Below are 14338 nucleotides of genomic sequence, written 5' to 3' on the forward strand. Positions count from 1 at the left end.
TCCCCCGATGCGGACGCACGATAACGACACATCCAGTAACTGTTATGTCACTGTACGTTACCGCTCAACCTTCGTCGAGCTGCCCCTGTACGGCACGCACGATCGGCAGGTCGGCGGGCAGCCACGGCACGTCGTACAGCTCGTCCATGGGCAGCCAGCGCAGCTCCAGGTGCTCCTTGGCCTCCGGCTCTCCTTCCACGATCTCCGCCAGCCAGACCCTGAGCACGTAACCGTTCGCCAGCGGCCAGTCGCCGCCGACCTGCTCCCGGGCCTCGACCAGGACGCCGAGCTCCTCCTGACACTCCCTGATCAGCGCTGTGTGATCGTCCTCTCCCGGATCGACCTTTCCTCCCGGGAACTCCCAGCCACCGGCGAGTTCGGGCGGCTCGGCACGCTGAGCGGCGAGCAGCCTGCCTCGGCCGTCGACGATCGCGGCTCCCACAACGACCTTGTCCATGGCACCCGATTCTGTCAGCCCTGTTCCTTCAATTTGAGTTGTGCGATGACGTCGGGGTTTTGCAGCGGCCGGGTGAACCCCACGATGCCGCTGCGATCCCGATAGGTGGTGACCTTGATCGGCCCGCACAGACGGCACCTCGCCTCGACCATCTTGCCCGGCGAGACGACCATGCCCACGTGTCCCGGCCGGTCGGCCCCGGTGCCCGGTCCGGCGTTGAAGAAGACCAGGTCCCCCGCCTGCTCCTCGCCCGGTGCGACCTTCACCCCGAAGGGCCACTGGCCGAAGGTCGTGCGCGGGATGGTCAGGCCGGCACTCCGGTAGGCCATGTAGATGATCCCCGAGCAGTCGAAGGCGTCCGGTCCGGTGCCGCCCCACAGGTACGGCTTGCCGCGCTGGGCCAGCGCGTACTCCATGATCGAGGCGACCGTCTCGGTGGGCGCGGCCGCCACCAGGGGCTCGTCGCAGGCCGCCTCCGCCTCCGGCGGGGTGTTGACCGCCCCGTCCTTGGCGTACTTTCCGGCGATCTCCATGACCTGGTCCACGTACCACCAGGCCCGGTTGTAGACGAACAGCGACCGCCGTACGTCCTCGGGCGCGCCGTTGCGCTTGAGCATCTTCGCCGCGCCGAGGATGGCGTCGGCCGGGTTGTAGATGTCGGCCCAGCCGTCGCCGTCGCCGTCGGAGGCGTAGCCGTTGAACTTCGACGGAATCTTGATCTTCGCTTTGCCGCCCCAGGTGCTGATCAGGAACTGCATGGGCCCGGCGGCGCCGGCGTAGTTGGTGCCGCTGCGCACCCCGGGGAGCGTGGACCGTCCGTGGTCGGTTTCCCGCTTGCCCACCCCGGCGAGCACGTTCCACTGCACGCCGATCTTCTCGGCGTGCTCGTGATACAGCTTCAGGTAGTCCGCCGGGATGTCCGACGCGGCCGTCTCCGACTGCTCGCTCGCCGCCCTGGCCGTGTCCTCGCAGTCGGGCAGGTTGCCGCCGGTGAAGGAGGGGAAGGTGCCCACCATCAGCATCGGCGCCGTGACCAGCGTGAGCAGGCACAGGAACGCGACGGCGACGATCAGGGCGATGCGGACCTTCTTGCCGCCCGTCATCCGGTCCCGCCGGTCTGTGAGGACTGGTCGTCTCCGTCCTGACCGTCGTCGGCCGGTTGCAGGTCGTGAACCCGCCAGTCGGCGCCCACCTCGATGAGCGTGACGGCGTAGTCCTCGGTCCGCTCCTTCGGCCCGCTCTTGGTCGTGACCTTCTGGGTGCCGCTGACCAGGAACACCACCGAGGTCTTCTGGATCTGCCGGATCTCCTTCACCCGCGCAGTGCCGACGGAGACGACCTCGTCGGCACGGTTGGCCTCGATGCTGCCCGGCGAGGTGACCGTGCGCAGCAGCACGTCGGCGAATTCCGCCGTGGTGTATCCCCGGAGCCGATCCCCGTAGGCCGCCGGGTCCTCCTCGTAGCTGAAGGTGCCGTATTCGGCGGTGAACCGCTGGGCGTAGTCGGCGGCGGCCGCCAGCTCCTGCTTGGTCATCGGCAGGTAGGAGTAGACGTCGAAGGGGGCGTTGCTGGCCGTGGCCGCCGGCCGGGACGGCTCGGCGCCCACCGACGCCCCCGATTGGCCCGCGGTACGGCTCACGCCCACCGGATCGGTCCGGGCCGGCTCTTCCTCACCGGACCCCGGCCACATGGTCAGGTATATCCCGACCGCCGCCAGCATCACGACCAGCACCGCGAAGACGAGTCCACGGCGGCTGCCCCCTTCGACCATCGTCAATCCTTGTCGGGGTTGGACGCGCGGAGCCAGAAGGGCGCCGCCTCATCGGCCTGACCGCTCCGCTCGGACCGGCTGGGCAGCCAGAGCGGCGGCGCCTCGGACGACCTTTCCGGACGCCCGGCGCCGTTGTTCCTCGATCCGCCGGAAGAGCCGCCGAACAGGCCGCTCCCCGACCCGGAGGAGCTCCGGGAGCCGCCGAACAGACTGCCGCCCGACCCCGAGGAGCCGCGGGAAGCGCCGCCGCCACCCCGCGAGCCCGAACCCGAGCCGCCCCGGGAACCGGATCCCGAACTCGAACCGCCCCGGGAACCGGATCCCGAGCCGCGTGAGCCGGAATCCCAGCGTCGAGAGCCGCCGCCGGGGCCGAAGACGCTGCTGCCCGACCGGCCGCCGCCACCCGACGAGGGCGCGGGCGTCCTGCCGCCGGAGGAGCCGGAGGACGACCCGCCGCCGGAGGAGGGGCCACCGCCGGATGAGCCGCCGGCCGGAGCCGAGCCCCCCTGCGGGGCCCAGCCGCCGGAGCGGCCGCCGAACCAGCCGCCCGCGCCGCCGCGGGCCGGCCCGCCGGAACGGGCCGGAGGGGCGCCGCCCGCCGGGGCGCCACCGGAGAGGTTGAGCGGCGGTGCCGCGCCGGCCCGCGCCGCGGTGACCGGCCGGCCGGTGCCCTTGCGTCGCGAGCCCGCCTGGGCGTCGGTGTCCAGCGGCGTGGGCTGCGCGCCGACCGGGACCCGGGCGCCCGAGGGCGTGTTCGCGCCGGGGGCGCCTTCTTCTCCCCGGACCTTGCCCTGGGCGACCGCCGCCGCGGCCGTCGCGACGGAGGCGCCGCCGGCGAGCGCGGCCGCCTGCATCAGGGGCTCCGCCTTGCGCATGCCCCAACGGCCGACCCGGGCCGCCGCGACCGGCGGCAGCACGCCCGCCGCGCGCTGCAGCGTCGGCGCGGTGGCCGCGTCACCCAGCATCCGGGTGGTGAAGGTGTGCCCGTCCATGGAGGCGAACAGGTGCTGGAACGGTCGCCGGTAGAAGAAGACCGCGATCGTCAGCAGGGCCATGAACATGACCTGCATGCCCCACGGCATCGCCATGGAGATGATCAGCGCGTAGCCGTACACCAGGACGCCCAGGACCAGGGCCAGCACCGCCTGCCGCAGCAGCGTGCCCACCAGCATCTCCACCCAGCGCATCGCGATGATCCGGCCGGATCCGGGATGGACCCCCAGCAGCAGGAAGATCGGCGCGAGGATCAGCAGCAGCAGGAAGCCGACCTTGAGCACCAGCAACGAGACGGCCACCAGGAAGATCAGCAACCCCGCGACCATCGCGGCCATCAGCGCGCCGATGGCGATGCCAAGCCGGTTCGTCCAATCCTTTCCCTGGAAAAGGAAGAAGATGGGTGTGTTCTCCAGCTTGTTGGCGACCTCTTCCTCATATTGTGCCTGGTGGGCGTTGGTGTTCGGGGTTTGCGCGGTCCGCAGCTCGGTCGCGTCGATCGCTTGGATGCCCAGCAGTTTGGCGGCGAACGCCTTCACCACGGGCGCTTCGGGGTCGGCGGTGCCGAACTCGCCCATCAGCCACGGCTTGCAGACCAGGGTGGACCAGAGCGCCTCGGCGTTCTGATCGACTCCCGGGACGCCGGTCTGGCCGTAACCACCGGGCTTGACCTGAGGATTGGTGTCACCCTTGGCAGGGATGCAGGAGGTTCCGCCCGCACCGGGCAGCCCGGAGAAGGCCGAGTTGACGACCTCTCCGGTCTTGTCGGTGACGATCTTTCCCAGCCCGGTGAAGTCGCCGGGGCGGCTGAAGAACCAGACCGCGACGGTGACCGCGAGGACCATCCAGATGACGCCCTCGGCCGTGGTGGTCGCGCGCTTGCGGATCAGGCCGTACCAGGCCAGCCAGATGGCCCCCAGGATCACGATCGGCCGCAGGTACGGCCAGTACATCGCGTTGGACAGGCTGACCACGATGTCGTCGACGACATCCTTGATCGACTCCAGCGGCCCCTCGGTGGCCGCCGCCTGGTAGGTCGTGATGGTCAGCCGATCCAGCGCCTTGGCCCACGCGAAGACCGTGTTGGCCATCGTGTTGCCCATCACCGCCGCGACGTCGTCGCAGCCGAGCTGATGGGTGTGCCAGAACTGACCGCTCATGCCGTAGGTGGCGTAGTTTCCCTGCGGTGCCGACGCGGCGGGGGCCGGGGCCGGGGCCGCCGCGGGTGGTGCGCCCTGTTGGGACGCCTCCGGAGGCGGTGGCTTGAGCAGCCCGTCCACACCCGAGCCGACGACCTCCGGAGCCAGGTCCGGCGAGAGGTCGCAGGGAGCGGCGGCGACGGCGGTGGACGTGCCCGCCGGCGACAGCAGCGGAAGTGCGAGGAATGCGGCCAGCGCCACCAGCGCGATGGCGATCCGCTTGCCCAGTCGTCCCTTGCGGGAGTTCTTCAGCCCCTTGCCGGAGCTCTTCATGACCGTACCTCCAGCGCCGCAGCCCCCGGCCTACTGACTCTGTCGCCCCCGGAAAGATCATGCACGTTCTCGTCGGGTTTGTCGTGGGTCGGATTCGTGTCGAGCCAACGCACCAGCTCGTCGGAGATGAGGTCCACCCCGATACGGCCCGCACGACCGTCCAGATCCCGGAAGACGCATTCGCCGTTGCCCAGCGAGCGCAGAATCGCCTTGTGCTCCTCCGAAGGCTCCACCCCGAGCAACGCCATCACGTGCTCCACCTCGACCCGTTCGGTGGAACGGAACGCGAACACCGACGACAGGCAGTTGGTCACCTGCTCGTTCAGCAGGTCGCCGGCGTTCTGTGAGACCAGCACCAGGGCGGTGTTGCGGGAGCGGCCCATCCGGCTGACCTCGGGCACCAGCTTGGCGCCCTCCGGGGTGGAGGTGATCGCCCAGGCCTCGTCCAGGAAGATCGCCTTGGGCGTCCGCCGGTCGAGGCCGTTCATCAGGCCCCGCGCGAACTGGGCGACCAGGTAGAGCAACGCCACCGACAGCCGCTGCTCGTAGGAGTAGTCGTCGCGGCCGGTGGAGGCGTCCGGAAGGGTCAGCCCACCGAGGGTGAACACCGTGGTCCAGCCCTCGGTGTCGATCTGGTCGCCGCCGGACGGGTCGAAGCAGAGCCGGGCGAGATTCATGTCCGACATCGAGCGGAGCACCGCGCCCAGGTTCTTGGAGGCGGCGTCCTCGGTCTTCTCCAGGAAGTCGACGACCTTGCCCAGAGAGGGACTCTCCCCGTTGGAGACCGCCGCGACCGCCTGGATCATCGCCGACTCGCGCTCCTCCGACATGCGCGGAAGCAGCAGCCGCAGGGTCTCGCTGGCCATCGTCTTCTTCGTGGCCAGATCCTCGCCGAACGAGAACGGATCGAGCAGGCCCGGCGCGGCCGAGCCGAGCGGAATGATCCGCGCCTTCCGGCCCCGCCGCTGCAGCAGCTGGACCAGGGAGTCGGCGTCGCCCTTGGGGTCGATGACCGCGACCGTCACGCCGCGCAACGCCATCTGGTAGATCATCAGCAGCGCCAGCGTGGTCTTGCCGCCGCCGGGCTCGCCGGTGATGGCGATGGCCGTCGGCCGGTTGCGCGTGGCCGCCACCAGCGGGTCGAAGTGCACGATGCTCCGGGCCCGGCCCAGGGTCTCCCCGACGTACGGTCCCATCCAGCCGGCGCTGCCCTCGTCCACCCGGTCGCCCAGGTCCACGGTGGCGGTCGCCATGCCGCCGGCGATGGTGCGCAGCGGCTGCCGCTGGGCGTAGGCGTTGACCCTGACCCGCTCGCCCGGCAGCGCCTCGCAGAACAGCGAGAACTGGTCACCGGTGGAGTTGACGATGTCGATGCCCATGTCGCGGTAGTGCTCCACGACCGCCTCGACCCGCTGCACGCAGATCTCCTCGGTCGGGGCGGACACGATCAGCCGGTGCCAGCCGTACACGAAGGGCAGGCGCTCCTTGGTGATGCCGTGCTCCAGCATCCGGGCCGCGTCGATCTGCTCGGCCAGCGCCAGCGGCGCCTCCGCCCCCGCCTCCCGGATGTGGATGTCCATGTCACGGGCGTGGGCGAGCTTGCGCGCCACGTCCTTGCTGGCCTTGACCGGCGAGATCAGCCGCATTCTGGAGCTGATCTCCACCGGGAAGGGCAACTGGTCGGCGAAGTGCATCCACGGCTCACCGTCGGGGAAGGGCATCAGGTCGGGGAACCGGGCGAAGGACAGGTGTGCCACGTAGGAGTCGCCCTGCGGCTGCTCGATCCGCAGCAGTGACCTGCCGTTGTGGATCTGTCCTTCGACCAGCGACTCGATCTCTCCCTGGCCCCAGCGCCGCTTGGGGCTGGCCGAGGCCGGCGGGTCGCCGAGGGAGCCGGTCGCGGCATGCTGGAAGAGCCAGGCGATCTCGACGGAGGTGGCGTGCCGGGCGTACAGGGCGCTGGCGGACAGGGCCCTGCCCAGCCGCTCCGCCTGCTCGGACCACCTGGTGATCTCCGCCTTGGGGACGTGGTCGTCCTCGATCCCCAGGACCTTCTCGCCACGCTGGTAGAAGCCGAAGAGCTGGGACAGGACCCCGGCACCGAGCTGCCTGCCGCGCGCGCCGAGCCGTACGCCCAGGTAGACCTCCTTGCTCCAGAAGTCCTTCGCCCAGACGTGCCGGTACATCTCCTCCAGGTAGTCGCGCCAGCCGGGGCCCTCGTCGGAGGTGGCGTTCAGCGCCATCGCCCACTCGGCCGCCGGGTAGGTGCGGTGCGCCACCCGCAGGTGCACCTCGGCGTCCGGCATCCGGATCGCCGCCAGCGCGATCGTGATGTTCGTGGCCAGCGCCTCGCGCTCCTCGGGGGTGATGAACTCGTAACTCACGGTCGGCAACCGGAAGTAGGCCCAGACCGACGAGTCGGTCATCAGGATCCGATCGTCGAAGTATCGGACGGCGAGGCGACTGCGTGCCCGCGAAACGCGGCTCACACGACCTCCTTCGCCGGCCGGATGGCCGGACCGCCGTGGCCGGTGGCCCGCTCGCCGCACCCGTTCACGCGCCCACCTCGTTACGCCCGTTCACCACGTCTCCTCGCGCCCGGGGGATCACTGGGCCAACTCCTCCTCGCTGGGTCGTACCGCCTGCGCCGCTCCGAAGCCCGCCGCCACGACTCCGGCCAGGGCGAGATACGCCCGGCGGCCCGGTGCCCGCAGGTGGGACGGCTCCACCCGCTCGGACCTGCCCGGAGCCAGCTCGTCCTCCCACGGCACCCGCACGATCGCGCGGCACCGGCCGCGCGCGACCGCCTCGGCCTGTTCCACGTCGCTCATGCTGCGGCGGCTCACTCCGTTGACGACCATGATCGCGCGACGGCGGAGGTCGGCGCAGCCGTGTCCGTCGAGCCACTCGTAGGTCATGGCCACCGCGTCCGGTCCGTCCTCGCTGGCCGGGACGACCAGGACGAGCTGGTCGGCGTAGGGCAGCACCCGCGCGGCCAGCGCCGCCGCCGGGTCCATGACGATCAGCTTGTAGTGGCGGTCCAGCATGTCCATGGTCTGGCTGAGCCGCCGGTCGGAGAAGAGGGTGCGGTCGGCGAGCCGTTGCTCGGCGCCGGAGTCGCTGTCTCCGGCGATGACCTCCAGGCCGGAGGCGCAGCGGCTGGTGTAGGCGCGCATGCCCAGGTAGCCGTGAACGTTGTCGAGGCCGGCCAGCAGAGAGGTCAGGGTCTCGGGGGATTCACCCTGGATCCGGCTGGACAGGGCGTGGATGCCGATGTTGGCGTCGACCGCGAGGACCCGGTCCTCGCGGTATCGGGCGAGGGTGTGGCCGAGCATGAGGGCGGTCGTCGTCTGCCCGGCGCCACCGGTGCATCCCAGCACCACCACCCGGCGGCTGCCGGGGAACACCGTCCTGGCCCGCGCCTCGTCGACCTCCGACCCGTCCGTACGGCTCGTCCCGCCCGGTCCGATGACCACCTGGGCCAGCCGCCGCCATCCGCCCGAGGAGTCACGGCCGACGACCGACTCCACCCGGCGCACCCTCGTCTCGCCCTGGGCGGCCCTGGGCACCGGCACCGCGGGCGCCACCGGGTCGGCCTTGGCCTCGGCTCCCGCGGGAACCGCCCGGATCGAGACGCCCGCCGACGTCCCCGCGGGCCGCTCCTGCGGCCACGGCCGCTGCGGTTGCGGGAACTGTCCGGTCGAGGCCGGCTGTCCCTTGCGGTGCCCGGTCCACGGATCCCCCTCCGCTTCCGCCGGGGCGTCGTCGCCCTTGGCGCCGGGCCTGGCGGCACGCCGCCCGGTCGGAGCCGGTCCGATGAACCGCGGCGCGGGGAGAGAGTGCTCCGCGGGGGCGGCGGAGGGCCGCTCGACGTGCTCGGCCGCCGTAGGCTGCTCGGTCTGCTCCGTCTGCTCGACGACGGCCGGAGGTTGCTCGGTCTGCTCGGCCGCCGCCGGAGGCTGCTCGGTCTGCTCCGTCCGCTCGGCCGCCGCCGGAGGTTGCTCGACGACGGCCGGGGGCTGCTCGACCGGCGCGGGACGCTCGGTAGACCGCTCCACCGGCACGGGACGCTCCGGGAGCAGCCCCACCGGCTCCTGGACGGCCGCCGACCGCTCCGCCTCGGCCGAGGCGGCGAGCCTGCGCAGCCGGCGCAGCGCCTCGGTGCCGATCGGAGCGGCCGGTACGGCGGGAGCCTGCTCGGGCTCGGGCGCGAACTCGACGGGCTCAACGGATTCGGGCGCGGGCCCGGACGCGGGCTCGGACGTGGAGACCGGTGTGAGCGGCGTGAACGATGTGGGCGGCGCGCCGGCAGCGGGGTCCGCCGGGGCCTTGACCCGCGTGGCGGAGGCGGCGGGCGGCAGAGCGAGGGAGACCCGCTCGACCGGCACGGTGGAAGCGGGCGGGGCGAAAGCGGCGGGCGCGACGTCACCCCGTCCCTCGACGGGAACGGCGTGCCCGAGGGCCGGAGCGGTGCCCCGGCGAGAGGCCCGAGCCGTGCCCCAGGCGACGCGCTCGCGGCCGGCCGGAGCGGCGGCCGCCGCGGCGGCGGCCGCCGCCACCGCTGGACGGACCTCACGGGAGGAGGCGGCGCGCTTGGACTGGGCATGCCGGGCCTTCCTGGAGACCTTGGCCCGGACCGGCGCGGCCTGCCCGGGAGCGGCCCGCCAGACACGGCCGGTCAGGCTGATCTCGGTGGGCTCGGCGGCGGGAGCCATCCTGCACCAGGTGCGAGGCTCACCGACGTAACGCGCCTGCGACTGGAGGAGCTCGGTGAGCCTCTTGCTCTCGATCACCGGCCGGGTGGAGAGCCAGGTGACGATTCCGGGCGGCACCAGATAGACCACGTGCCAGGGCGCGTCGAACGGCAGGCCCAGGAGATAGAGGACCAGCGACCAGGGCACCACCACGCCCACGAACACACCGATCCAGACAATCGGAAGCGGCATCGGCAGCCGTAGGTCGTACAGCTTGTAGAGCCGTTTCTCGATCCGCCAGATGTTGGTATACGTGGGCAGGTCCACGCGCTCCTCCTCTCCGCCTCTCGTTCTTTGACCGCTGCGCGCGGTCTCAACCCCCCGTGATGCCCAGCGCGCCCGCGATCGCCTTGGCCGTCACCTCGATGATGTTGGGCACGTAGAAGATCACTCCGATGGCCACCGCGAGGATGATGAACTGCACGAACCTGGTGATCTCACGGGTGAAGAGGAAGAACAGCGCGACGACGGAGACGACGACGAGGAAGAGCGGGGCGAAGAATTTGCGGAGGAAGTCGGCCAGGCCCTCGGTGTTCACACCCGCCGGAGGAGTGGTCGGCTGAGCGAGGTCGATCACGCTCAGCAGGATGGTGTTCAGGGTCACTTATCGTCCTCCGTGCTCATGATCGCGCTCTCTGGGCGGCCACGAGCCCGCGACACGCATGCCCGAACCCGCCCACCGCCGATTCACTGATCAGGGGGGGTCTGTCCACTGCGCACCGGCGCCATTCGATCATGTGTTACCCCACAGACCGTCTCGCGCCTCGGATGTCCTTGACGAACCACTTGTCGCCCTGCTTGACCACCGTGAGCAGGTAGGCCTGCTCCAGCTTGCCGCCCATGTCGCCCGGGTCGGAGGGAGTGGGGTCGGCGGACGGGGTCGCGCTCCCCGGGACGCCCCACACGACCGTGGCGGTCACCTCGCGGGTGGCGCCGCCGACGAGCGGGACGACGAGGCTCTTGAGCTCCAGGAAGGTGAAAGCGCCGCCGAACCCCTCCATCGTGACGCCGGAGGCGGCGTACTGCTGCAGGGAGGCGTTGTCACTGGCGGCGTAGGCCTTGAAGAAGTTGGCCAGCGGTGTGCGGAGCTCGGCCTCGGCGGCCTCGTCGCTCTCGCCCGCCGGCACCGGAGGCAGGTCCGCCGGCTTGGGGGCCGGGAGGATGCCCGGACGCCCGGAGACCACGAACCTGTCGGTCTGGCTGTCGTGGTAGACCGGCACCGACAGCAGCTGGCGGCGGTTTCCCGACTGGAACGTCAGGGTCACGACCGCGTTGTCCTTGTCGACGACCTCCGCGCCGTACGGCTGCACCGCGCCGGCGGCCATCCGGCCGAGCCCGTCCCAGCCGAACTGCGGCGAGGCGCCGTCGGGCAGGTAAGGCGCGAGCCTGGCCGCCCTTTCCTGAGAACGGATGGCCTCGAAATTCAGATAGACCGCGGCGAACTGGCTGGCGAAAGAGGTCGCCCGGCTGACGGGGAATTCGGTGTCGGTGGAAACGGGAGCGGACCCGCCTGCCGCGTTCTGCCGAGTGAAACGCTCGAAAGGCGCACGGACCCCGTTGACCACGATAACTACTATTAACGCCCAAAGCACCGCGCGGCCGGTCCACACCAGCCAGCGACCGCCTCCCCCGGACCAGCGTCCCCGGGACGGCGCGCCCCGCCCGGACGCCGAGGCACCGTCGAAGTCGGGGTCGTAGGGCTCCTCCGGGTATGCCGACGGCTCAGGGGCACCAGCGATCCGAGGATCACGCTGGACCGTTGCCCTTCGAGCCATCATGCCTCCGCTCGCGCCCATCCCCCGGTTGGCGCGGTGTCGCATTACTCACGACCCCGTTAACCATGGTCAAGCACTTACTCTAACCGCCCCGCCGATTGTTCCAGGAAAGCCACGCCTATGCTGCAGGCATCGTCCTGACTGAGCAAACCCGGTCTGGAACCCCGCCGAACGTGTTACATGCCCACAACATCAAGAAAGCACGTTATGCCTGGTCGTCCGGCAACCCGATTACCCAAACGCCACGCATTGCTGTCCGTACGGCACCGAGACTGTCGCGACCTGCGCATTTAACCAGGAAAGAATCACACAGCGTCACCAGATGGCAGAACGGGCCTGGTCACAGGGCCAGGCCCATTCCGGCACGGACGGATCGTCAGACGTTGAAGCGGAACCTCCGGCAGCGGTTCGCCCACCTGCGGCCGGAGCCAAGACCTCAACGCTGACCTGCGAAGAGCAGGTCGCCGACCCGCTCCTCACCTCCCCATCTGTTGCTACCCACGGTAGGATCGGAACCATGAGCAGTAGTAAAAAATATTCGATCAGTCTGCCCGAGGAGCTCGCCGAATCCGTGCGCGCGCACGTCGGTCCCGGCGGTTTCTCCGCCTACGTCGCCGAAGCCCTCGAACAGCGGGTCGCCATGGACAAACTTCGCGAGATCGTCGCCGACTTCGAGACCGACAACGACAGGCTCACCCGCGAGGAGGTCGAGGCCGCTCGCGCCCTGCTGCGCCACGACCACCGCCAGACCGGCGGAGCCGCCGCCTGATGCCCGGCACTCTCCTGCTCGACAGCGAAGGCCTCTCGAAGCTCTACCGCAAGGACCGCACCGTCGTGGCTCTGGTCCAGGCGGCATCGGAAGAAGGCGTCCGCGTGGCCACCAGCGCCATGACCACCCTTGAGGCCGACCACGAGCGCATCCACCCCGCCCGCGTCACATGGGTCCTCTCCCGCATCGACGTTCACGACGTCACCAAGGAGATCACCGACCGGGCCGCCACCCTCCTGCGCACCCACCGCCTGCACGGCCACAAGTACGCCATCGACGCCGCCTTCGCAGCCGTCGCCTGCACCGCGCCCCCGCCGGTCACCGTCCTCACCTCCGACCCCGAGGACCTGACGCTCCTGTGCGGCCCCGCCGTAGAGGTCGTCAAGGTGTGAGCACCCGCCGTTCTCGACGGCGTCTGCAGCGCGGTCAGGATTTGCTGCCAGGTGCCCTCACGCTGAAATCGCCGCAAGAGCGCATACACCGCCGGCCAGGATCCGTAGCAGGCGGGCACATCGCGTCAGGGCACCCCGACACGCATCCGTCGGCGGATCCCGTCGATCAACTGCCGCTTGCTGAACAACGACGGCCGCCCCGACCGCTCCGGCACAGGCAGCAGCGGTTCCAGCACCGCCCAATGCGCATCGGTCAGGTCGAACCGCCTCGACGAACTTCCGCCACTGGGCGATTCCCTCGGCCGCTCCGCCCGTTCCTACGCGACGCCGTCCAGTGCCGGCGCGATGACGGCGAAGGCCCGGTCGATCAGGGCGGCCGGGTCCTCGGTGCCGCCGCTGTCGCTCCACCGCTGCAGCACGGTGTCGAAGGCGGTCAGTGCCGTCCCGGCGGCCAGTTGCGGATACAGGTCGGTCGCGGGGTCGAGTCCCAGCCGGTGGGCCACCTCCGCCGCCAGTTCGTCGCGCCACTGCGCCTGGCGCTCCAGGAAGCGGGCGAGCAGGGCGGGCGTGCCCAAGATCAGCTGCACCACGCGTAGCGCCCGGTCGGCATGGCCGACGCAGGCATCGACGGAGACCCAGACGGTGTGCCGCAGTGCCACCGACGGTGGCTCCTTCGCGGGGCGGCCCGCCAACTCCGCGCGCATGCCGGCACCCATCTCAGCCAGGAACTGGACGACCACGTCCTCCTTTGACGCGAAGTATCGGAAGAACGTCCGCTTGGACACGCCTGCGGCGGCCACGATCTCGTCGACCGTGACCGCGTCGAACCCTTTCAGGGCCAGCAGATTCAGCGCCGCTTCGGTCAGCTCGTCCGAGACGAGCTGACGTTTGCGCTGGGCCAGGCTCACTTCAGGACGGGTGGTCACCAGGCCATCGTACACGTCATGCCGCCTGTGACACCAAGACGCATGTTGACACTTAGTGCCACAAAGGGCAATGTGTGCCGCATGATGAAGCAGCAGTCCTGGACCGCCACGCGGATTCCGGACCAGACCAAACGGATGTTCGTCGTCACCGGAGCCAACAGCGGCCTCGGCCTGGCGACCACCCGGGCGATCATCCGCAAGGGCGGGCACGTGATCCTCGCCGTACGCGACGAGGCCAAGGGTCACCGGGCGATCGCGGAGATCACCACCGAGCAGCCGGGCGCCCGCCTTGAGGTGCGCCGCCTCGACCTGGCCGACCTGGACTCCGTCCGCGCCTTCGCCGACCGGTTGCGCTCCGACCATCCGCGGCTGGACGTGCTCGTCAACAACGCCGGTGTGATGGCGCCGCCCCGGACGCTCAGCGCGCAGGGCCACGAGCTGCAGTTCGCCGCCAACCACCTCGGCCACTTCGCGCTCACCGGCTTGCTGCTCGACCTGCTGGCAGGCGGGAACGATCCCCGTGTGGTCACGGTGAGTTCGGCCAACCACCGGCAGGGGCGCCTCTTCTTCGACGACCTCTCCGGCGAGCGCAAGTACTCACCCATGGGGTTCTACAACCAGTCGAAGCTCGCCAACGCCGTCTTCGGATGGGAGCTCCACCGGCGGCTGACCGCGGCCGGCAGCCCGGTGCGCAGCGTGCTCGCCCATCCCGGCTACACCTCCACCAACCTGCAGACGAGCGGGCCGGTCGGCATGGTGAAGGTGTTGTTCGGCCGCATCCTCGCCCCGCTCGCCCAAGCCCCGGATCAGGGTGCGCTGCCCCAGCTGTACGCGGCGACCGCCCCGGACGTGGAAAGCGGGCAGTTCTTCGGGCCGGACGGCATGGGCGAGCTGCGCGGCGCGCCGAAGCGGGTGCAGCTGGCCCAGGCGGCCACCGACGCCGAGACCGGACGTCGGCTGTGGGAGCTGTCGGAACGGCTGACCGCCGTACGGTTCGCGTTCTCCGCCGCCTGAGCCCGAAGCAGGAAC

General features: G+C 70.5%; 13 protein-coding genes. 3 read left to right on the forward strand and 10 right to left on the reverse strand.

What is annotated here, in order from left to right:
• Window positions 1-64 precede the first annotated feature (64 nt).
• The 8 genes from ACQPYK_RS42995 to ACQPYK_RS43030 form a co-directional block, all read right to left on the reverse strand.
• Window positions 65-457 (reverse strand): (deoxy)nucleoside triphosphate pyrophosphohydrolase, encoded by a 393-nt coding sequence (locus ACQPYK_RS42995; RefSeq protein WP_433245198.1) that lies wholly within the window; start codon window positions 455-457, stop codon window positions 65-67.
• A 14-nt stretch (window positions 458-471) separates the two neighbouring features.
• The gene (locus ACQPYK_RS43000) at window positions 472-1560 is read right to left on the reverse strand and encodes an NlpC/P60 family protein (RefSeq protein ID WP_433245201.1); all 1089 of its coding nucleotides are present in this window, start codon (window positions 1558-1560) and stop codon (window positions 472-474) included.
• Entirely contained in the window at window positions 1557-2228 is a 672-nt protein-coding gene (locus tag ACQPYK_RS43005; RefSeq protein WP_433245204.1) for a hypothetical protein, read from the reverse strand. The genes ACQPYK_RS43000 and ACQPYK_RS43005 overlap by 4 nt, the downstream gene beginning before the upstream one ends.
• A gap of 2 nt (window positions 2229-2230) precedes the next feature.
• Window positions 2231-4693 (reverse strand): type IV secretion system protein, encoded by a 2463-nt coding sequence (locus tag ACQPYK_RS43010; RefSeq protein WP_433245207.1) that lies wholly within the window; start codon window positions 4691-4693, stop codon window positions 2231-2233.
• Complete coding sequence (locus ACQPYK_RS43015) at window positions 4690-7182, reverse strand: ATP-binding protein (RefSeq protein WP_433245210.1); 2493 nt, start codon at window positions 7180-7182, stop codon at window positions 4690-4692. Before ACQPYK_RS43015 ends, ACQPYK_RS43010 begins: the two co-directional genes overlap by 4 nt.
• Before the next feature lie 117 nt (window positions 7183-7299).
• The gene (locus ACQPYK_RS43020) at window positions 7300-9714 is read right to left on the reverse strand and encodes a TcpE family conjugal transfer membrane protein (RefSeq protein ID WP_433245212.1); all 2415 of its coding nucleotides are present in this window, start codon (window positions 9712-9714) and stop codon (window positions 7300-7302) included.
• A gap of 46 nt (window positions 9715-9760) precedes the next feature.
• Window positions 9761-10036, reverse strand: a complete 276-nt coding sequence (locus ACQPYK_RS43025) for a hypothetical protein (RefSeq protein WP_433259087.1) — start codon at window positions 10034-10036, stop codon at window positions 9761-9763.
• 151 nt (window positions 10037-10187) lie between these two features.
• A complete protein-coding gene (locus ACQPYK_RS43030) occupies window positions 10188-11012 on the reverse strand; it encodes a conjugal transfer protein (protein ID WP_433245215.1) in 825 nt (274 codons plus the stop codon).
• A 727-nt stretch (window positions 11013-11739) separates the two neighbouring features.
• Here ACQPYK_RS43030 and ACQPYK_RS43035 point away from each other — a divergent pair.
• Together ACQPYK_RS43035 and ACQPYK_RS43040 are read left to right on the forward strand one after the other, a co-directional pair.
• Entirely contained in the window at window positions 11740-11991 is a 252-nt protein-coding gene (locus ACQPYK_RS43035; RefSeq protein WP_433245218.1) for a CopG family transcriptional regulator, read from the forward strand.
• Complete coding sequence (locus ACQPYK_RS43040) at window positions 11991-12383, forward strand: DNA-binding protein (RefSeq protein WP_433245221.1); 393 nt, start codon at window positions 11991-11993, stop codon at window positions 12381-12383. Before ACQPYK_RS43035 ends, ACQPYK_RS43040 begins: the two co-directional genes overlap by 1 nt.
• Window positions 12384-12508: 125 nt before the next feature.
• On the opposite strand, the gene ACQPYK_RS43045 is transcribed toward ACQPYK_RS43040, so the two are convergent.
• Window positions 12509-12640 (reverse strand): transposase, encoded by a 132-nt coding sequence (locus ACQPYK_RS43045; RefSeq protein WP_433259089.1) that lies wholly within the window; start codon window positions 12638-12640, stop codon window positions 12509-12511.
• 60 nt (window positions 12641-12700) lie between these two features.
• Window positions 12701-13309, reverse strand: coding sequence for a TetR family transcriptional regulator (locus ACQPYK_RS43050; RefSeq protein WP_433245224.1), 609 nt, complete (start codon window positions 13307-13309; stop codon window positions 12701-12703).
• An 81-nt stretch (window positions 13310-13390) separates the two neighbouring features.
• Between ACQPYK_RS43050 and ACQPYK_RS43055 the strand changes: the two genes are divergently transcribed.
• A complete protein-coding gene (locus ACQPYK_RS43055) occupies window positions 13391-14323 on the forward strand; it encodes an oxidoreductase (protein WP_433245227.1) in 933 nt (310 codons plus the stop codon).
• Window positions 14324-14338: the final 15 nt, after the last annotated feature.

This window comes from Streptosporangium sp. CA-135522 (assembly GCF_050949235.1).
Taxonomy (GTDB): Bacteria; Actinomycetota; Actinomycetes; order Streptosporangiales; family Streptosporangiaceae; genus Streptosporangium.